General features: G+C 67.3%; 10 protein-coding genes and 1 riboswitch. Of the genes, 6 read left to right on the forward strand and 4 right to left on the reverse strand.

What is annotated here, in order from left to right:
- Positions 1-8 precede the first annotated feature (8 nt).
- On the forward strand, positions 9-6,587 hold the full coding sequence (locus F0185_RS07305) for a neuraminidase-like domain-containing protein (protein WP_167222998.1): 6,579 nt from the start codon (positions 9-11) through the stop codon (positions 6,585-6,587).
- Positions 6,584-9,874, forward strand: coding sequence for a Tc toxin subunit A-related protein (locus F0185_RS07310; protein WP_223164470.1), 3,291 nt, complete (start codon positions 6,584-6,586; stop codon positions 9,872-9,874). Before F0185_RS07305 ends, F0185_RS07310 begins: the two co-directional genes overlap by 4 nt.
- 90 nt (positions 9,875-9,964) lie before the next feature.
- On the opposite strand, the gene F0185_RS07315 is transcribed toward F0185_RS07310, so the two are convergent.
- The 4 genes from F0185_RS07315 to F0185_RS07330 all read right to left on the reverse strand — a co-directional run bounded on the left by F0185_RS07315 (position 9,965) and on the right by F0185_RS07330 (position 16,341).
- Positions 9,965-11,476 (reverse strand): PepSY domain-containing protein, encoded by a 1,512-nt coding sequence (locus F0185_RS07315; RefSeq protein WP_167223000.1) that lies wholly within the window; start codon positions 11,474-11,476, stop codon positions 9,965-9,967.
- Positions 11,477-11,484: 8 nt separating this feature from the next.
- Positions 11,485-13,674, reverse strand: coding sequence for a TonB-dependent receptor (locus tag F0185_RS07320; protein ID WP_167223001.1), 2,190 nt, complete (start codon positions 13,672-13,674; stop codon positions 11,485-11,487).
- A gap of 131 nt (positions 13,675-13,805) precedes the next feature.
- Complete coding sequence (locus F0185_RS07325) at positions 13,806-14,186, reverse strand: DUF2946 domain-containing protein (RefSeq protein ID WP_167223003.1); 381 nt, start codon at positions 14,184-14,186, stop codon at positions 13,806-13,808.
- Between the two features lie 37 nt (positions 14,187-14,223).
- On the reverse strand, positions 14,224-16,341 hold the full coding sequence (locus F0185_RS07330) for a TonB-dependent receptor (RefSeq protein ID WP_370663987.1): 2,118 nt from the start codon (positions 16,339-16,341) through the stop codon (positions 14,224-14,226).
- Between the two features lie 176 nt (positions 16,342-16,517).
- A riboswitch (cobalamin riboswitch) is annotated at positions 16,518-16,752 on the reverse strand.
- A 269-nt stretch (positions 16,753-17,021) separates the two neighbouring features.
- On the opposite strand from F0185_RS07330, the gene F0185_RS07335 reads away from it, so the two are divergent.
- The 4 genes from F0185_RS07335 (at position 17,022) to F0185_RS07350 (ending at position 19,435) form a co-directional block, all read left to right on the forward strand.
- Positions 17,022-17,282: a hypothetical protein gene (locus F0185_RS07335; RefSeq protein WP_167223007.1), complete on the forward strand. Its 261-nt coding sequence runs from the start codon at positions 17,022-17,024 to the stop codon at positions 17,280-17,282.
- Complete coding sequence (locus F0185_RS07340) at positions 17,272-17,541, forward strand: hypothetical protein (protein ID WP_167223009.1); 270 nt, start codon at positions 17,272-17,274, stop codon at positions 17,539-17,541. Before F0185_RS07335 ends, F0185_RS07340 begins: the two co-directional genes overlap by 11 nt.
- Positions 17,538-19,121, forward strand: a complete 1,584-nt coding sequence (locus tag F0185_RS07345) for a PepSY-associated TM helix domain-containing protein (protein WP_167223011.1) — start codon at positions 17,538-17,540, stop codon at positions 19,119-19,121. Before F0185_RS07340 ends, F0185_RS07345 begins: the two co-directional genes overlap by 4 nt.
- A 140-nt stretch (positions 19,122-19,261) precedes the next feature.
- On the forward strand, positions 19,262-19,435 hold the full coding sequence (locus F0185_RS07350; RefSeq protein WP_167223013.1) for a type 1 glutamine amidotransferase family protein: 174 nt from the start codon (positions 19,262-19,264) through the stop codon (positions 19,433-19,435).
- The last annotated feature ends 415 nt before the right edge of the window (positions 19,436-19,850 follow it).

Below are 19,850 nucleotides of genomic sequence, written 5' to 3' on the forward strand. Positions count from 1 at the left end.
GGAACAACATGGCACGACAGATCATCGAGGGCTTGCTGATCGACGCCGCAACGCGCGTCGCACTGCCCGACCTGCTGGTGCAAGCATGGTTGCGCGCACCGAAGCGGGAGGACGAGGCGGCCGTCGGCGAGGCCACCAGCGGGCATGACGGCCGCTTCGCGATCGCCCTGGACTACGCCGACGACCATGCGCTCTGGGCCAGCGACGTCTACTTCAAGGTATTCATCGAGAAGCGGCTGGTCGAGGATACCCGGCAGAGCATTCTGAAGAACCCGAACGAGGCCAGCGCGCGGGTGCTGATCCCGATCGGCGCGCAGGTCCTGGCGTCCTTGCCCGCGCTGGACTTCTGCGAGCTCGCTGGCGTCGTGAGCAACGAGCTTGGGGTAGGCCTGGCGGAACTGCGCATCGAACTGGTCGAGCGCAGCCTGGGCAAGGAGACGGTGCTGGCCATCGCCGTCACCGATGGCGAGGGCCGCTACAGCATGCTGGGCGACCTGGCGGGACGGCCCCGCGCCGACCTGTTGGTGCGCGCCAGGGCGCCGGGCGACAGCGACAACGGCAACGGCAAGGAGCTGGCGCGCTCGGACGTGTTTCACGGCGCCGATGCCGCGCTGAGCGTCGATCTCGTGGTGGCGGCGGACAAGGCGCCGCGCAGCGACGAATTCCTGCGCCTGAGCCGTGCCATCGCGCGCGAGCTGGGGTCCGGCACCGGCGTCGAGCGGCTCGATGCGGCGGGCGTGCACGCCCTGTCCGGCAGCCTGCGCTGGGATCCGCGCATGATCGCCATGGGCGCCACGGCGGCCCGGCTGAGCAGCGAGACCAGCATTCCAGCCGAGCATTACTACGCCTTGCTGCGCTCCGGCGTGGCCGGCGATGCGGCGGCGATCCACCGCCTGCCGCTGTCGAGCGTCGAGGCGCGGCTCAAGCGCGCGACGGACGACGGCGTGATCGGCGGCGAGCAGCCGATTGAGCGAACGCTCGAGCGCTACCAGAGCGCCAGCATTGCCGAGTATGGCCGGTACAAGGCGCCGGCCGCCGTCTCCAGCCTGGGCGAGCTGCTGGCCGTGAGCCTGGAGTCCGCGCAGGTGCCGGACTTTCTCGACGCTTTTGCGGCCACCGCGGACCGGCCCGCCGATCTGTGGAAGGCGCTGGCCCGGAACGGCATCGACGCCAACGCCATCGAGCGGCTGCGCACCGATGGCAAGCTGGGTTTTCTCACGCGCCAGAACGCACCGCTGGTCAAGCGCCTGGGCGCCGAAGGCATACGCGCCGTGGAAGACCTGGTGGGCGCGGGCCTGTATGAAGCCGAGGCCTGGAAGCGGCTGATCGACGCCGACGTGCCGGAGGGCGTGAGCGCCGATGCCTACGCCAGCGGGCTGGCGGCCCAGGTGCAGCTCAGTTTCGGTAGCCAGGTGATGGCCGAGATGGTGCGCCGCAAGCACATCGACATCGGCGTTGCGGGCGCCGCCGCCGACGAGGTGACGGCTTTCTTCCGCAACGCCGGCGCCCGCATCGGCGCCCAGGCCGTCAGTCAGTGGAAAGGATTCGACACCCTCTCGCCGCAAGCGAAGACAGGCGCGCGCCGGGTCGAGCGGCTGTACCAGCTGACGCCGTCGAACGATGCCATGAAGGCCCTGTCCAGGGCGGGCGTCGACTCGGCCATGGAGATCGCGCGCTTGCCGCGCGCGCAGTTCATGGCGCGTTTCGGCGGCAGCTTCCCCAGCATTGCCGAGGCGGCGCTGGTGTACCGCAAGGCCATTGCCACGCACAGCGCCACCCTGCACCTTGCGACCGGCTTCCTGACGGCGCGCGGCATGCCGAACGTGTACGGCATTACCGGCCGGCGCCAGAACACGGCGGCCCCGCTGCCAGCCGCTACGCCGGGCGCGCCGTTACTGGAGCAATTGCTGGGCAACCTCGATTACTGCGCCTGCGACGAGTGCAAGTCGGTGCTGGGCGCCGCCGCCTACTTCGTCGAGCTGCTGCAGTTCATCGACCTGCCGCACCTGCCGGGAGCGGCGCTCAATCCGCAGGCGGTGCTGTTCGGCCGGCGGCCCGACCTGCAGCATCTGCTGCTCAGTTGCGAGAACACCAATATCGCGCTGCCCTACGTCGATCTGATCAACGAGGTGCTGGAACACTACATCGTCAGCGGCAGCCTGGCGGGGTTTCAGGGTTTTAACCTGCGCGAAGACAGCAGCGCGCCGGACCTGCTGGCCGATCCGGAACATGTCGCCGATGCCGCGTACGTCAAGACCAAGGAGCAGGTGTATCCGCACGGACTGCCGTTCGACCTGCCGCTGGCGGCGCTGCGGCTGCTGATGCGGGCATGGGGCACCACCCTGGCCGATGCGCTGGGCGTGTTCGGCAGCGCCGCCGCGGCGCGGCGCGAGCGCATTGGCCTGAACGCCGCCGAATACAGCATCCTCACCGACACCGGATTTCGCGCCTTGCCCGCGTACTTCGGCGAGTCCGCCGGCATGCGCATGGCCGAGCTGAACAAAGCCGTCGCCGATAGCAAGACCTTCTGCCGGCGCACGGGCATCAGTGCCGACGAGCTGGCCGCAGTGCTGCGCACGCGCTTCATCAATCCGGGCTATCCGCTGGTCGCCTTGTTAACGCCATTGCAAGTGTCGATGGGGCAGGTGCAGGCGCTGTACGATGGCACGCTCAGCAGCGCCAAGTTCAGCGCCTTGTTGCCGCCCGCGCTGGACCTGGCGCCGTATCACGGCGGTGTGGTCCGCTGGCTGCACGATCACCGCGAGCTGATCCTGAAGCTGATCACGCTGACGGACGTGGGCGGCGCGATGCAACTGCGCCTGGCGCAGCCCGACAACGCCGCCGACCAGTTGGGCAAGCTCGACTATCACAAGCTGCTGCGCTTCATCCGCTTGTGGAAAAAGCTGGGCTGGCCGATCGCGCTGACCGACCGCGTGCTCAACGTCTTCCTCGGCATGCCGCCGGAAAAGCTGACCGATGCCAATCTCGACACCGCATTTACCGCGCTGCTGGACCGGATCGCCAACTTCCTGACGCTGGGCGTGCGCCAGTCCCTGTCCGCCGCCAGGCTGGCCGACTGGGTCGACGTGTTCGACAGCGCGCTCGCCGTGCCGGTGCGCCAGGAACGCCTGGCCCGGCTGTTGCGGATCGGCCTGGGGGACCTGGTGCGCTTGAGCGAGATCAGCGGCATCGATCCCTTGGCCGCCGACATGGCCGCCGATGCGCCCTCGTTGCCGCGCTTTCTGGACGCGTGGCAGCTGCTGCAGGGCGCGCGCCTGAAGGTGGCCGACCTGGACTACCTGCTGTGCCATGCCGACGACAGCGCCGCGCCGCTGCGCGACCTCAAGGCGCTGCGCGATAACATGGGCGCCGTGACCGCCCCCCTTGGCGCGCCGGCGGCCGGCGCCGACCTGGCGCAGGCGCATGCCCGCATGGCGCAGGTCTACGACAGGACGGTGGCCGACCATTTCATCGGCCTGGTCGGCCGCAGCGGCACCTATCGGGCCGCGCTGGTGACGGTGGAAGAAGCGCTGCCCGCCAGGCTCGGCGCCGTCGATGCGCGCCTCGGACTCGACCCGTTCGCCCGCCAACTGACCTATCGGGGTATCCTGCCGGCGGCAGTGGCCGCCGCGCTGGGCGCCGCCGCCGATGCCCTGACGCCGGCGGAGATGGACGCGCTCGATACCATGCCCGCGCTGGCCGTCTTCATTGCCGACTTCAAGGCGGCGGTGCGCACGCTTGCCGCCGCCGGCCAGGCCGACCTGGCGCTCCTGGCCGCCGGCTATCCCGAACTGAAGACCGTCTACGATGCGGTGGCCGGCATCGCCGACCCGGGCGCGCAGGCTGGCGCACTGATCGCGCAGGTCACGCCGGCGCTGCAGCGCGGCCTGGAAAGCACGGCGCTGCGCGGCACCCTGGCCGCGCTGCTGAAAACGCCGCTGGAGATGGTGGAGGTGCTGACCGGCGGGCCGGATGTGCTGCGCGCGGCCGGTGACGCCAGCGCCGGCGTGCTGGAAGACTTCCGGCAGCTCAACGCGGCGACCCCGCTCGATGCCGATGGCGTGCACCTGCTGCACATCGATCCTCCCGCCACCGACAACTACCTCCTGTTTGTCGCGGCGCCGCCGGGGACCGTGGTCACGCTGATGCTGGGCGCTGAACCGGCCATACCGGCGTCAGCGGTCGGCGCCAGCGGGGAAATCGCCGCCACCGGCTTGCTGGCCTTGAGCGCGGGCGTGCTCACCGGGCTCGCACTGACCCTGGCCAAGCTGCCGGCCGGGCAGGCGGCGCAACTGCGCTGGCGCACCAATGGCATGGCGAAGGCGCCAGTGCCGCCGTCCCGCATCTATGCGGCCGCGCGGCTGGCCACGGCGCGCCTGTCGCTGCTGCGGCTGCACAAGGCGGCCTTGCTGTCGCACACGCTGTCGCTGACGCCGAAGGCGCTGGCGTATCTTGCGGCCGGCAACACCAACAAGGCCGGCATCCTGAACCAGTTGGACGTGACGGGCAAGATCACCGGCGCCAGCCTGCACGCGCTGTGGAACGAGTTTGCCGAGCTGGCCTGGCTGGCGCAGATGAAGGTCGACGACGCCAATCTTGATACCTGGGCCAGCCTGCTGGAACGTCCCGGCCAGGTCACGCCGACAGGCCGGCTGGTGCTGGCGGCCGCTGCCGGCTGGACCGATGACGACCTGAACGCGGTGCTGGCGCACTTCGGCCTCGATATCGACAGCCTGGGGTCGATCGGCACACTGCGCCAGGTGAAGCAGGCCGTCGATCTGGCCATGGCCAGCGGCCAGCGCGCCGTGGATTTGGCCGCCTGGAGCGTCGCTGCGCCGGACCAGGCGCTGATCGCCGCCATCAAGCAAAGCCTGCGCCAGCACCAGGATGCGGCGGCCTGGCGCGCTACGCTGCAGGATGTCAACGACGCCTTGCGCAACCAGCGCCGCGGCGCCCTGGTCAGCTATATCCTGCACCACCAGGCGCCGCTGCCCGGGATCGATACCGCCGACAAGCTGTACGAGCATTTCCTGATCGACGTCGAGATGGATGCGTGCATGCTCACGTCGCGCATCCGGCTGGCGCTGTCGACGGTGCAGTTGTTCGTCACGCGCTGCCTGATGGGCCTCGAGGACGAGGTGAAGCCGGCGGCGATCGACGCGGTCCAGTGGGCATGGATGCGGCGATACCGCGTGTGGCAGGCCAACCGCAAGATCTTCCTGTTCCCGGAAAACTGGCTTGAGCCTGAACTAAGGGACGACAAGTCGCCGTTCTTCCGCGAGCTCGAAGCGGAATTGCTGAAATCGGATATCACCGATGAGCTGGCGGAGGATGCGTACCTGGGCTACCTGAAGAAGCTCGACGACGTGGCGCGCCTGGAGGTGACCGGCTCCTGCCTCCAGGAAGGCAAGGCGGGCACCGAGGATGACATCCTGCACGTGTTCGGCCGCACCAACGGTTTCACGCGCGAGCACTATTACCGCCGTTTCGAAGGCGGGTACTGGACGCCATGGGAAAAGGTCAGCCTCAATATCGAGGGCGAGTTCGTGCTCCCCGTGGTCTGGAAAAACCAGCTCTGCGTATTCTGGCTGATGGCGCTGCCCAAGCCGGCAGGGGTCGACGAGAGCAAGTCGCCGCAAGGCATGGCGGCCGAACCATGGACCAACAGCGCCAGGCTCAACGTAGAGATCAGCGTCGCCTTCGGCCAGTACTACCGGGGCAAGTGGAGCGCGCCGAAGTCTTCGGAACTGCATCAGCCGATACGCTTGACGGGACTGAAAAGCTTCGATCCGGCCAAGCTGCAGGTAATGCTGCGCACGCACAAGCCCGGCCCGGAGATAGCGGAACGCCTGACGATCGGCATTCTGTACCTGGACACCCTGCAAAAAGTCGAGATGGTGTTCTCCAGTAAGAACGCGGCGCCGCTGGTCAGTTCCGTGGATGTCACGCAGAGCCGCGCTGATTTCGACCCCTTCCTCGACCAGCTGATCTGGCAGGCGGACCCGTCGTACACGCCGGACTTCAACCGCGCGCATGCGCCGGGCAAGGTGCTGACGCTGCGCGTCGGGCAGCCGGCTGGCGCGGCGGAAAAGTACCTGGATGAAACGTTGTTGACCAAGACCGATGCGATGCTGGGCGGCTTTCAACTGCGCTCACTGATCCAACCGACGACGAACCGCTGGAATGCGCCGCTGTTCTACTCGGACGAGCGGGTCGTGTTCTTCATCAATCCCACCGAGCAATTGCAGATAGTGGTCGACTTCGACAGCTACTACCGGCCCGACTTCACTCCGGTTGAGATCAAGATCCCTCGCTTGGAAGTGGGACCGCGTCCGGGGCCATGGCCGAAGCCACCGATCGACCCGCGCGGGGACCCACTGGTCCAACCCCGGGTCGACCCACGGGTCAACCCCGAGGTCGGGCCACGCGTCAACCCACGCGCCGAACCGAGGATCGACCCACGCGGCGACCGGGTGGTCGGCCCGTTCAATCAGGACATCGAACGGATAATCCAGGACGACACCCCGTTTGTATTCGGCGGCGCGGTGTTCGATGCGGGCGGCATGGTCAAAGGGAGGCGTCAATGAAATACCAGGGCTCTTACAGCTTTCACGACGCGATGGCGCGCTTCGAGACCGCGTCATCGGGACGGCTCGAGCGGGTGATCTCGCTCAAATCGCAGCGCAGCGTCGACTACAGGCTGTTCGCGCATTACCATCCGCACGTCGATGCGCTGATCGACAAGCTCAATGGCGAGGGTTTGTCGCGCTTGTTCGATCCGGTCTACCAGGCGGGACTCTCACGGCCGCTGGCGCCGACGCTGTACCAGCAGGGCGAGCATGCCGCCGGCGACTTTCCGCGCGAGGAGATCGACGTCAGCGACGATGGCCCGTATGCGATCTACAACTGGGAAGCGTTCTTTCACGCACCGCTGCTGATCGCCATCCATCTGTCGAAAAACCAGCGCTTCGACGAGGCGCAGCGGTGGTTCCACCGCATCTTCGACCCCACCGCCAACGACACCGACATCCCGCTGCCGCAGCGCTTCTGGAAGTTCCTGCGCTTCAGGAACGAGACCTCGCCGCAGTTCATCGACGACATGCTGGCCGAACTGGCGAAGCCGGGCAATAGTGAGCTCAAGCGCCGCATGGAGCGCAGCATTGCGATGTGGCGCAAGTACCCGTTCAAGCCGCATGTGCTGGCGCGCGGGCGCTTCCTGGCCTACCAGCTCAACGTGGTGATGAAATACCTGGACAACTTGCTGGCCTGGGGCGACTTCCTGTTCCGGCAGGAGACGATGGAATCGGCCAACGAAGCCACGCAGATCTATGTGCTGGCCGCAAACCTGCTCGGTCCGAAGCCGCAAAAATCGCCGGCGCGCCGCCAGAGCGCGCCGCGCAGCTACGCGCAACTGAAGGCCGACGGCGTGGACGCCTTCGGCAACGCGCTGGTCGAGATGGAAAACGCATTCCCGTTCAACCAGTGGGAGGCGGGGCAGGAGGGGGAAGCGGACAGCGGGATGGAAGCGGCGTTCGGCATCGGCCGCTCGCTGTACTTCTGTGTGCCGCAAAACGATAAACTGCTCGCTTACTGGGACCTGGTGGGCGAGCGCCTGTTCAAGCTGCGGCACTGCATGAACATCGAAGGGATGGTGCGCCAGCTGCCCCTGTTCGATCCGCCGATCGATCCCGGCGCGCTGGTGCGCGCGGCGGCGGCCGGCATGGATATCGCCGGCATCGTCAACAACGTCAACCAGCCGCTGTCGACGATCCGCGGCCCGCTGCTGCTGCAAAAGGCGATCGACCTGTGCGGCGAGGTGAAAAACCTCGGCAACGCGCTGTTGTCGGTGCTGGAAAAGGGCGACGCCGAGCATATCGGTTTGCTGCGGCAGCAGCATGAACTGAACAGCCGCAAGCTGGCGCGCGATGTCAAGTTCCTGCAATGGAAGGAAGCGGAAGCCGCGACCGCCTCACTGCTCAAGAGCCGCGCCAGCGTCTGGGAGCGTTTCCGCCATTACAAGCGCATCCTCGGTGTGGCGGACGCCGATATCGACGCCGTCAGGGAACTCGACCTGCAACGCAATCGGCTGACCGAAGAAAATTTCGACGGGGTGTATGCGGCGCTGGTGGAGCGCTACAGCAAGCCGCTGGGCCGCGAGGCCTATCGCAAGGAGACCTCGGTGGGCGGCCTGACGGAATTTGCCGGCAACACCGTGGCGGGTGCCTTGGGCGGCCAGTTGGGCCAGACGCTGCCGCTGAACAAGAACGAAAACGCGGAACTGAACATCTTCCTGCCATCGTCCGATAAGCTCAGCGCCATCGCCATGGTGCTGGGCGCGGCGGCGCCGGCGCTGTCGCTGATCCCCCAGTTCCATGCCCATGGCACGCCGCTCGGCGTCGGCGTGGCGATCAACTTTGGCGGCCAGCAGCTGTCGAGTGCGGCAAACTTTGGCGAGCACCTGTTCGAATTTGCCGCCGGTGTGTTCAGGACCAGCGCCGAACGCTCGTCGCGGCTGGCCGGCTATTACCGGCGCGCGGAAGACTATGTGCTGCAGGCGAACGTCGCCGCGGCGGAGCTGGAGCAATATGGCCGCCAGGTGATCGGGGCGCTGTTGCGGGAGCAGATTCTGCAGCGCGAATACGATGCGCACGTGAAGCTGATCGATGACGCGGCGGCGGAAGAAGAATTCCTGCGCACGAAATTTACCAATGAAGAGCTGTATCGCTGGATGCAAGGTGAAATGGAACGTGGATATTACGACTGCTACAAGTTCGCCTTCGACCTCGCCAGGCGCGCCGAACAGACCTTGAAGCATGAAGTGATGCGCGCCGAATTCGACCAGTTGAAGCTGATCGAGTTCGGCTACTGGGACAGCGCGCGCAAGGGCTTGCTGGCCGGCGAGCGCCTGTACCTCGACCTGCGTCGCCTGGAAATGGCGTACCTCGAGCAGAATCGGCGCGAATACGAGATGACGCGCCATGTATCGCTGGCGCGGCTCGATCCGCTGGCGCTGCTCAAACTGCAGGCCACCGGCGCCTGCGAAGTGACTATTCCCGAATGGCTGTTCGACATGGACAGCCCCGGCCAGTACATGCGGCGCCTGAAAACGGTGGCGCTGTCCGTGCCCTGCGTGACTGGCCCGTATACCGGCGTGCATTGCAAGCTGGCGTTGCTGCGCAGCAGTATCCGGATCAGCGCCGTGGCCGGCGACGACTATGCGCGCGCCGAAGCCGGCGGCGACGAGCGCTTCCGCGACTTCGCCGGTGCGATCCAGTCGATCGTCACCAGCACGGCGCACAACGACAGCGGCCTGTTCGAGGTCAACTTGCACGACGAACGCTACCTGCCGTTCGAGAATGCCGGCGCCATCAGCACCTGGCGCATCGAATTGCCCCGCGATGTGCCGCAGTTCGACCTTGAAACGGTTTCCGACGTGGTATTCCACCTGCGCTACACGGCGCGCGAAGCGGGCAACCTGGCCGCACCTGCGGCTGCGCATGTCAAGGAAGTGCTGCAAGCGCCCGACGCGCTGTTCCAGCTGTTCTCGCTGAATTCGGACTTCGGCAATGCCTGGTTCATGTTCCGCAATGCCGCAACGGACGCGACCCGCCGGATCGATATCGCCGTCAACAGCGACCAGTTCCCCTACTGGGTGAAGCGGCTCGGCATGGACGATACGATACGCGCCAGGTTCGCGGTGATCGACTGGTCGAAGGACAAGCTCACCCTGGCGCCGACCCCCGTCGACTTCGCCGGCGACGCCGCTGGCGGGTGGACGCTATCGATCGACCAGGCTTCGCCGGTGTTCGCGTTCGTGAAGAAGAACCAGGCGAGGAAGGTGTACATGGCGGTGTCGTATGCGGCGCCGGCGTAGGGCAATGCTGCCGTTTCAGCGGCGGGTCGCCGAAGACCCCGCGCCCGGCGACGCCACCGCACAGGTGCGCGAGATGAAGGCCGGCGCGCGTTAAGGCGTATTCCGCGCCGCACGCAGCTTGCGCCCCAGCCTGCGCCAGCCGATCACCACGCCCGTCACGCTCAGGACGGCCCCGCCCAGGCTGAACGCCAGCATGAGCACGTCCCACAAGGGCCGGCGCTCCAGCAGCGGTAGCCAATCCCAGCTGTGCAGCATGGCGAACAGCCAGCGGCTCTGGCGTTTGTGGCGGTCGCTGCGGCCAACCAGCGCGCCCGTGTGCGGATCGACATACACCCAGCTCTGGTGCGGATCGGCGAAGGCGATGCGCCACACCGGCAGCGGCTTGCCGGCGCCGCCGGTCATGCTGTGGGCGTCGCGGCTGTAATAGTACAGATCGTAAGCGTCCAGGCGTTCGACCTTGGCCACCGGATGGGGTAGCAGCGTGCGCGCGGCATCGAGCAGCGCGGCGCCGTCGACCGCCGCCGGGCGGCCGCTCTGGCTGTCGAGCACCAGCGGCGCACCGGCGGCGCTCTGGGCCAGCACCATGGTGTCGCCCAGCACCCGTGTCCACTTGAGCTCGCGTATTCCGGGGCCGGCGGCGGCCAGCAGCGCCGCCGGCGCGGCATCGCGCGCGGACGGCAGCAGCGCGGCGCCTTCGAGCGCCTGCATGCGCAGCGGCGCGGCGCCGCCGTCGAAGACGCGCCACGGGTTCATCGACATCAGGCCGCTGAAGATCCAGCTTGCCGTCACCACCCCGAACAGCAGGCCGCCGATATGGTGCCAGCGCATCAGCGCGCCCGGATAGGGCGAGCGCGAACCGCTGCGGTACGGCGCCCGCAAGCGCCAGCGCAGGATGCCGACGCTCGCCCCGCCCAGTACCATGAGGGTGCCGGCGATCGCGAGCCAGTTGACGATATCGGCCCAGTAGGGCTCGAACACGGTGCCGCGCAAAGGATACAGCCAGTGGATCCACGCGCCGGCGTAGTTCCACAGCCGTTCAGTGCGCGGCGCATCGCGCACCACTTCGCCGGTCCGGCCCGACACGTACAGCAGCGTGTGCTCCGGGTCGGCCAGTTGCACGCGGTGCAAGGGGCGGTGGCCATCCAGGCCGCGCGAGTGGGTGAACGCATCTTCGTCCACCGGGCCAAGGTAGTGCGCGCCGACACCCGGGCCGGCAAAGGCGGCGGCGCTGGCCATGGCGCGCGCCTGGTCGGTGAGTGCTAACCGGGCGCCGCTGCGCGCATCGACAGCGATGGCCGCCGTTCCCTTGGCGCCGGCGGGCTGGGCCAGATACACCGGCTCGCCGCCGCTGGCGGCCGCCAGCCTGAGTTCCTTGAGCGGCCCGTCGATGCCGGCCATGGCCAGCGCCTGTTGCGGCCCGAGCAGCGGCGCGCCGGGCTGCAAGGCCGGCAAATGCCCCAGGCGCTCGGCCTCGGTCAGTTTCGGATAGCCGACGTACATCATCACCACGCCGGAGACGAACCACATCGCGAAAAAGGCGCACAGGACGATGCCCAGCCAGCGGTGGCCCAGGAACAGCAGGCGTTTGAAAGAGATCCCCATCGGCGGCCTCAAAACGCCACGCGCAGCGCAAGGTCGGCCGTGCGCGGCGCGCCCAGATACGCCATGCTCGCGTTCAGATTGACCGCGTGCACCCGGTCCCCGGCATTGCGCACCCGCCCGACCACGGCCACATCGCGGCTGATCTGGTAACTGAGGCCCAGGTCGAGCAGGGTGTAGGCCGGCCAGTCGATGGTATTGGCCGCGTCCGCATACACGCCGCCCACGTGGCGCAGCCCCATGCTGGCCTTGATGCCAGGGGTGAGGGCGTAGCCCAGCCACAGGTTGGCGACGGTGCGCGGCGTGTTCGTCGGCGTCTTGCCGGCGAGCGAGACGCCACCCTGGCGGTATTGCTCGTATTGTGCATCGACCCGGGTCAGGTTGCCCTGGATCGACCACTGGCGCGTCGGCTGCAGGCCCAGCGACAGCTCGACGCCCCTGGCCGACTGCTCCCCGACCAGGACGGTCAGGGCGCTGTTGTCCGGGTCCTGGGTGGCGATGTTCTTGCGTTCGATGCGGTACGCCGCCACCGTGGCCGAGCCTTTGCCTTGCCAGAAGTCGAGCTTGGCGCCGATCTCGCGCTGGCGGCCGGTGGTCAGCTCGCTGTTATTGCGCACGTCGGCAAACGAGGCCGTGGACAACACGCCCGACGGCGGGTCGGCGGCGGTCGCGTACTGGACGTAGGCGGAAGCGCCCGGCGCCAGGTCCCACACCAGGCCGGCGCGGCCGGTGCTCGGGCGGTAGCGGCGCGTAAAGCTGGCCGGGTTGGCGGCGCTGGTCTCGCGCCGGTTCACCAGGCCGAGCGCGATGCGCTCGTGGCGCAGCGCGGTGACCAGGTTGAGCGACGGCGCGATGGCGGTCCGGTTTTCGAGGTAAATGGCGCGCGTGGTGACCTTGTTGTCGCGGTCCGGCCGCAACGCCGGGCTCATGCCGGCAATGTCGAAGAAGCGCTCGGTCGTAAAATCGTAGGGATCGACCTCGCCGAGCGAGGCTGCCAGGCTGTTGGGAAAGCGGGTCTGCTGGTTGACGCTGACATCGATGCCGAGCGCCCAGTCGCTGCGCCGGCCCGCGAGCTCGCCCTTGTACGTGGCGTCGAGGCGGTCGCCGAGCATGCGCTGTTCATGGTGCTGCAACAGGATGCCGGAGCGCGCCACAGCCGTATTGGACTGGTTGAAGCGGTAGCTCTCGACGTTGCGGTAGTCGCGCAGCGCATCGTAGAGGTACACCGTATTGGTGAGCGCGACCTGTTGCGTGGGGCGCCATTCGGTGAGCGAACGCAGCCAGTGAACGCGCTGGGCGTAGACGCCGTCGGCGCTGTTGTAGTTCTTCGCGCGCGTGGCCGGGTCGATGCGCGCGCGCCCGGCGACGGGGTTCATCAGCGGCGTGCCCCAGTAGGGCCGCGCAACGTCTTCTTGCTGGAACTCGTAGGCCAGGGTATGGCGCAAGCGTTCGCCGAGGTCGGAACGCAGCGACGCGGCCAGCTGGGTCGAGCGGGCCGCGCTGGCGTCGATCCAGCTGCCAGCATCGCGATGGTTGAGGTCGATGCGCAGGTAATGCCCGTCGCCGGCTGCGCCACCGATGCGCCGGTTCAGGCCGATGGAAGCTTCTTTCAAGCCGTTCGTGCCAAGGCGCACTTGCGCCGCGCCGGCGTCGCCCGGTTCCGCCACCCTGGTGATGTAATTGATGGAGCCGCCGACCGCTCCCGAGCCGAACAGGAAGCTCGACGGTCCGCCGATGGCCTCGACCCGGTCGATGATCCAGCTGTCGACCGGGCGCGCCGCGATCGCATACTGGACGTTGATGCCGTTAAAGAGCTGGCTGATCGAACCGCTGCCGAAGCCGCGGTAGCTGACGCCGATATTGCCCGGCGCATTGTGGGCGGTGACGCCGGCAATGGCGCGCAGGATCTCCTGGGTGTCCTGGGCGCCGCGCGCGTCGATCATGGCGCGGTCGACCAGGGTGACGGTGGCCGGCGTTTCGCGTGGCGTGAGGCCGAGCCGGCTGCCGGTGGTGGAGGGCGTGTCAAGGTTCAGCTTGCCGTTGGCGCGCGGCGCCGTGCCTGCGATCTCCACCGTGGGCAGGGGCTCGTCGGCCCGCGCCTGGATGGCCATGGCGCTACAGGCGAGGGCGATGGCGAAGGGGAGGACGGCGCGGGCATGCGCCAGCGGCAGCGTAGCCGCGTGGAATGGTTGTGCAGTCATGTTGTACTCTTGTTCGGTTGTCTGGTGCAGGCGATTGGAAATTGGCGCGACACGGATCGGACGCGGCAAAGCCGCAGGCGCTGGCGCCTGTTCCTTTGCACTGAGCGATGCGTGCGCGATGTTCTACCGGATCAAGACCAGGGCGGGCCGCGCGCGTGCGCCGCCGTCCATGCGAAGCGGGGTTTCGGCGCGTCGGGGAATGGCGCCGTGGGTGGCGCGTCGGCGACGGCCAGCGCCAGCGGGTGGGGCGCGGGCGGCAACAGGAGCACGCCGTTGCCGTGGTGGCAGTACGGGCAGTGCTGGCGTTTTTCTTCGTGTGATGGCGGCGCGGGCGCGCCGCCGGCCAGCGCTTCTCCGGCGGCCGCCACGCTGCCGGCCCGGCAAATGTCGCCCGGCAGAAAACGCGCCGCGGGGTCCGCGCCGAAGGCGTGCGAGAGCGCCGGCGCCAGGACGGCCATGAGCACGGCGAGCATGGCCATCCAGGCTGCCAGGGCAAACGCCCTGCGGTTCATGCGCATCGCCGGCGCGCCGCGTGCTGCATGGTCCTGCTCAGAAGCGCCATGCCAGGCCGGCGCGCAGGGTGCGCATTTCGCCCGGATGGGTATGGATGTCGGCCACCGGCGCCGCTTCGCCCGGCAACTGCGATTCGTAGTAGTAATCGATGTCGCTGGCGCGGCGGTCGAGCAGGTTGAGCACTTCGAGGGTGAGCTTGAGGCGCGGTGTGAACCGGTAGCCGAGCTTCATGTTGAGCAAGGTGGACGACGGCGAACGCACGGAGTCGTCTTCCAGCAATGCACGCGGGCCGAAATAGCGCAGGCGCACGCCGCCCGACCACGCGCCGGCCACGCCCGAGACGCCGAGCGAAGCGGTGCGGCTGATCGAGCCGGGAATGAAGGCGCCGGCCGGATCGTGGTCGCGAAAGCGCGCGTGCGACCACGCCAGGTTGGCGTCGATGATCCAGTCCCTGGCGGGCGTGTAGAAATTGGCCAGTTCGATGCCGTGCCGCCGGCTCGGGCGGCCCGCTTCGGTGGTGCCGGCGTCGCCGATGAAGATCAGTTCGGAATCGAGGTCGAGCCGCCAGGCGGCGATGGTGGTCTGCATGCCCGGCACCAGCCCGGCCAGCCGCATGCCGGCCTCTTTGCCGGTTGCGCGCACCAGCGGCGTGGCGCGCTCGATCGCCGCACCGTCGGCGTCCACCGCCAGTCCGGTTGTCGGATCGACGCTGCCGGTGACGCCGCGCGCGTCGTTGCTGTGAAAGCCCCGTCCCCAGTTCAGGTAGATCTCCGCATGTTTGCCCGCCGTGAAAATGGCGGTGAACTTGGGACTGGTGATGCGCGCATCGACCTTGCCGGAGTTGGCGGGCGTGTCGCTGTGCACGTCGAACGTGTAACGGTCGGCGCGCAAGCCGGCCACAGTACGCAGCCAGGGCGCCCAGACGGTGCTGTTGGACAGATACAGCGCGCCGCTACGCTCCTTGACGTCGTCTTCGCGCACCGTCGACAGGCGCTGGCGCGCCTGGCTCAGATACAGGCCGACCGGCGCCAGGTGATCGGCGCGCAGCTGGACGCCGAGCGCGGTCTCGGAAGCGAAAGGGCCGAGCGCATGGCGCCATGTGCGCGCCGCGTTCAGGCCGAGAATGCGGCGCTTTTCGGATTGGTGGAACTGGTCGCCGTGTTCGGGGTCGCCGAGCATGTAGGTGAAGTCGCTGAACAGGTCGAGCCGCGATGCGATGACGTAGGCATTGACCTTGCTGGCGCCGTCGCCGTACTGGCGGCTCCACTCGCCGGAGACGCTGTAGCGCGCGGTCTCGCCGCCGTCGGTCGGGGCCAGGGTGCCGTAGCGGCCGATCAAGCCGGCGGCGAGCGCGCGCTGCGGCACCTGGTCGGTCGAGGTCCAGGACGAACGCATCGCCATCGCCGTCACCCGGATCTCGTCATCGCCGGCCGCGCGGTGGTACGACAGCACGCCGTTGATGCGCTTGTAGTGTTCCGGCGTCTCCCAGGGACCATCCTGGCCCGCGCGTTCCAGGGCGTACAACAGCGTGCCGTCGGCCAGCGCGCTCGAGTTGGCCACCAGCGCGCGCTGGAAGCGATGCTGGCCCGCCTCCACGCTCAGCAAGCCTTGCTCCATCTGCCGCACGTAGTCGAACGCGGCTGCGCCGGCGGCCGAAAAGTCGCCTTCCTCGGCATAGTAAGTGCCTTTTTTGTACTGAATGGTGCTGACCAGCTCAGGAATCAGGAAGTTCAGGTCCGAATAGCCCTGGCCGTGCGCGTTGGTGGGCAGGTTGACCGGCATCCCCATCACGCTGGTGCGGAAATCGGTGCCGTGATCGAGATTGAAGCCACGCGCAAAATATTGATTGGCCTTGCCGTCGCCGGCGTGCTGGGTCACGATCAGGCCGGGCACCGCTTCGAGCAGCTCACCGGTGCGCAGCAAGGGACGGTTTTCGAGCTGCCGGGCGGTGACCGTGCCCTGGTTGGCCGAATCGGCGACGCCGAGCGGGATCAGGCTGGCGGACACGCGCACTTGCTGGACGGGGGAGGGGGCGTCGCCATCGACGGCGGCGTTGGCGGCGGCAGCGGTGGCGAAGGCGGGCAAGGCCGCCAGCAGCAGCGGCGACAGCAGGCGCAGCCCGCATTGCGACGGGGCAGGGGTGGTATTTTTCACGGGTACTCTCTGTAAAGACCGGACCGGCCGGCCTGTTTTTTGTACGGCGCACATCCCCGTGCACCGAGAAAAAAGAAGCGGCGGCCGACGCAGGCGTGAGAGTCGATGGCGAGACGGGAGCGACGCCATTGCGCGCGCCCCCGGGGCGATCCACAAACACGGCAATTCCCGGCCGCTTGCTTCCATGCGTCCTGGCCGGTATCCGGGCTGACAGGTCAGATTGCCTCGCCTTCCCATGCCGGCGGCACAGTGGACCATGGAGACAACCGGCCGCGCATCGTTGGACGACATGCGGCGCCTGCTTTACCGTTGCGGGGACAGCACACGTTTGCCGCTGACATCAGCGCGTGTTTCCCGTTTAACTGCCGCCTTCAGAGCAAGGCCGCGAGCACCAAAACGTGGCAATCATACGGACTGCTGAGACATTTAGCAACATTTCCATGCACCACGGTCCGGCTTGCCAAATAGCATGGCGCGCTCCCTTGCGGCTGTATCTGACGAACAAGCAGATGGACGACCTGTGGCTGGCGATGCATTGGCGAGGGTAAGCGCACGCGCAAGGACTTGCGCCGCCGGGCGGGGGTTCAAAAGTAGCATATCGGCAAAATTTCACTGTTTCCGGCGCGCATAATCATTTATCATTCCATTATTGAGAATACGTCTCATTCAAGAGGTGGTAAATGATCTGGATGTCCCTCGGCGCGGCCTTTCTGGCCGCGCTTGCTTTTTACCTGGCCTCGCCGCATCAGTCCCTGTGGGCGGCAGCGCCGCGGCGCCCGCTGCGCTGGCTGGCGCTGCCCTTGTGCACGGCGTCGGTGCTGGCCGCCAGCCATGGCTACGGCTTCTGGTGCGGCGTCTTTATCGCGCTGTCCGCCCTGATGCTGGCGCTGGTGGCGCTGCCTTACGTGAATGCCTGGAGCCGGGGGCGCCATGTGGGGTAAATCGTTGGCCGCGGTATTCCTCGCGCCGCCGCTCGGCGTGGCGCTGGTGGGCTTGCTGGCCCTGCTGAGCGGCAACCAGCAGCGCGACACCCTGCCGATCCTGCTGATGTTCTTCCCGGTGTGGGTGGGGGCGATGGCGCTGGCCTATCATTTCAAGACCGCCCTGCGCGCCTGGTTGTGGATGGGTGGCGCCAGCCTGGCCGGGTTCGGCTTGATCCATGGACTCAAGGCTGCCGGCCTGCTGAGGATTGCGGCATGAAGTCATCCACGCTGAAAACCTACATCGCGGTGCATACCTGGGTTGGCCTGGTGGCCGGCTTTGCCCTGTTCATCGCCTTTTACGCCGGTGCGATCACCGTCTTCACCAAGCAATTGCATACCTGGGAGACGCCGTCGTCGGCGCGCGCGCCGATCGCGTCAGAGGCAGGCGCGCAAGCGCTGATCGACGCCGTGCTGCACCGGCACCCCCAAGCAAAAGCATCGTTCACGCTGCTCGTGCCCAACGTGGATGAACCGCACCTGACGCTCGACTGGGACGAGCGCGACGCGAATGGCGGCCAGACCGAGCACAAGTTCCGCCTGGCGCCCGACGGCGCGCTGCTGGACCTGAAGCCGCAATCGGAGCTGTCGCATTTCCTGTATCGCCTGCACTACACGGCCGGGCTGCCGGCAAGCTGGGGCATTTATGTGCTGGGCCTGGTCTCCATCCTGTACGGCCTGGCGCTGGCCAGCGGCGTGGTGGCGTACGCGCCGCTGTTCCTCAAGGATTTGTTCGCACTGCGCGTCGGCAAAAACCTCAAGCGCATGTGGCAGGATGCGCATAATGTGATCGGCATCCTGTCGCTGCCGTTCCATATCGTGTTCGCCTGGAGCGGCGCGGTGCTGGCGCTGGGCGTGCTGCTGCTGGCCCCGTTCCAGTTCCTGGTTTTCGACGGCAAGCTGCTGCAATTGATCGAGCCCGATATTTCGGCCACGGCGCCGCTGAAGGCGGCCGGCGTGGCGGGGCCGCTGCTGCCCGCGGAGCAGTTGCTGGCGCGCGTACGCCAGGCGGCGCCGGGCATGCTGGTGACGCACGTGTACTATCAGCACGCGGGCGACGCCAATGCCCATGTCATCGCGTACGGCGACATCGGACAGCGCACGCTGACCAGTTCCGCCGCCGTGGTGCTCAAGGCGGGCAGCGGCGCCGTGGTGCGCGTGATGACGCCGCAGCAATATAGCCCCGGCACGACCTTCCTGCGCGGCCTGCAAACGCTGCATTTTGGGAATTTTGGTCATGCGGCGGTGCAGTGGGTGTATTTTGTGCTCGGACTGGCGGGCGCCTTCCTGTTCTACAGCGGAAACTTGCTGTGGATCGAAGCGCGCCGCAAGCGCCAGGCGCAGCGCCAGCCGCTGAGCGGGCGGCTGATGGCCCAGGCCACCTTGGGCGTGTGCCTGGGCTGCGTGGCGGGGGTGTCGGCGGTCTTCCTGGTCAATAAATTGTTCCCCGCCGCGCCGGGCGAGCTGCCGCTGTGGGAAGAGCGCGGCTATTACGCGGTGTTCCTGGCGTCCCTCGCATGGGCCTTCATCCGGCCGCCGGCGCGCGCGGCATGGGAGCTGCTGGCCTTGTGCGCCACGCTGACCCTGGCCATTCCGCTGGCGCAGTGGGCGGCGAGCGGCGTGCATCCGTTGCTGTCGCTGTGGCGCGGGCAATGGGTGGTGGTGAGCGTGAACGCGGTGGCGCTGGTCGCCGGCTGCGCATTCTGGAAAATGGGGCGGGCGGCCCTCAGGCGCGGCCGTCATGGCGATCCGCACAGCGTGTGGTCGCTGCGCGCCGTCGATGCGCCTGGCGCCGCTTGACGGTGTTTCTATCACGTCGGACGTGTCCCGCATCGTTAACGAGACCGCCGCGCGGCGTGGTCGGCGCGGTCTGCCACGGGCCGGCGGCATTGCTGGGGGTTTAGCTGGCCGACGGCAAGGCGCTGCTGGCGGGGCGCCGCATGACCGCTTTCACCAACGAAGAAGAGCTCTTCCTGGTGAAGGATGCGCGCACGCGCTTTGGCTTCCTGCTCGAAGAGCGCGCCACGGCTGAAGGGGCGCGCTTCGTGGCCGGCCCCAAGTACCTCGACAACACCATCGTCGACGGCCGCCTGGTCATGGGGCAGAACGCCTGACCGCTTTCGAACTGAACAAGTTCGGTGGCCAGGTCCAGCGCGAAGTCGCCGATGAATTGGGTGTATCGGCCACCTTGGTGAACTGCATGATGCGCGATGCCACGCTGCCCTGCGGCGCAGTGGGAATCGAACCCTTCATTTTTTGCATGTTTTCATAGCAGAGAGTGTTGATTATGAATCCCCGCGTGTCGTCCGCGTATCGTTCGTTTTCGGCGTGTCGTTCCAGTCGTACACGGGTTTCTACTGGCCCGACTCCTTGTTCGGCATCCATTTCCCGTAATGGCGGAACATCATCTCAACGTCGACGTGGCCCACCCGCTTTGTAGCCAATCACGGATTCTCTCCAGCGAACAGCATGCGTGAGGCATAGGTGTGCCGGTTCTGGTGTTCGTGCAGCATTGAAACGCAATTGCCT

It is taken from the genome of Massilia rubra (assembly GCF_011682065.1).
GTDB classification, from domain to species: Bacteria; Pseudomonadota; Gammaproteobacteria; order Burkholderiales; family Burkholderiaceae_D; genus Telluria_A; species Telluria_A rubra.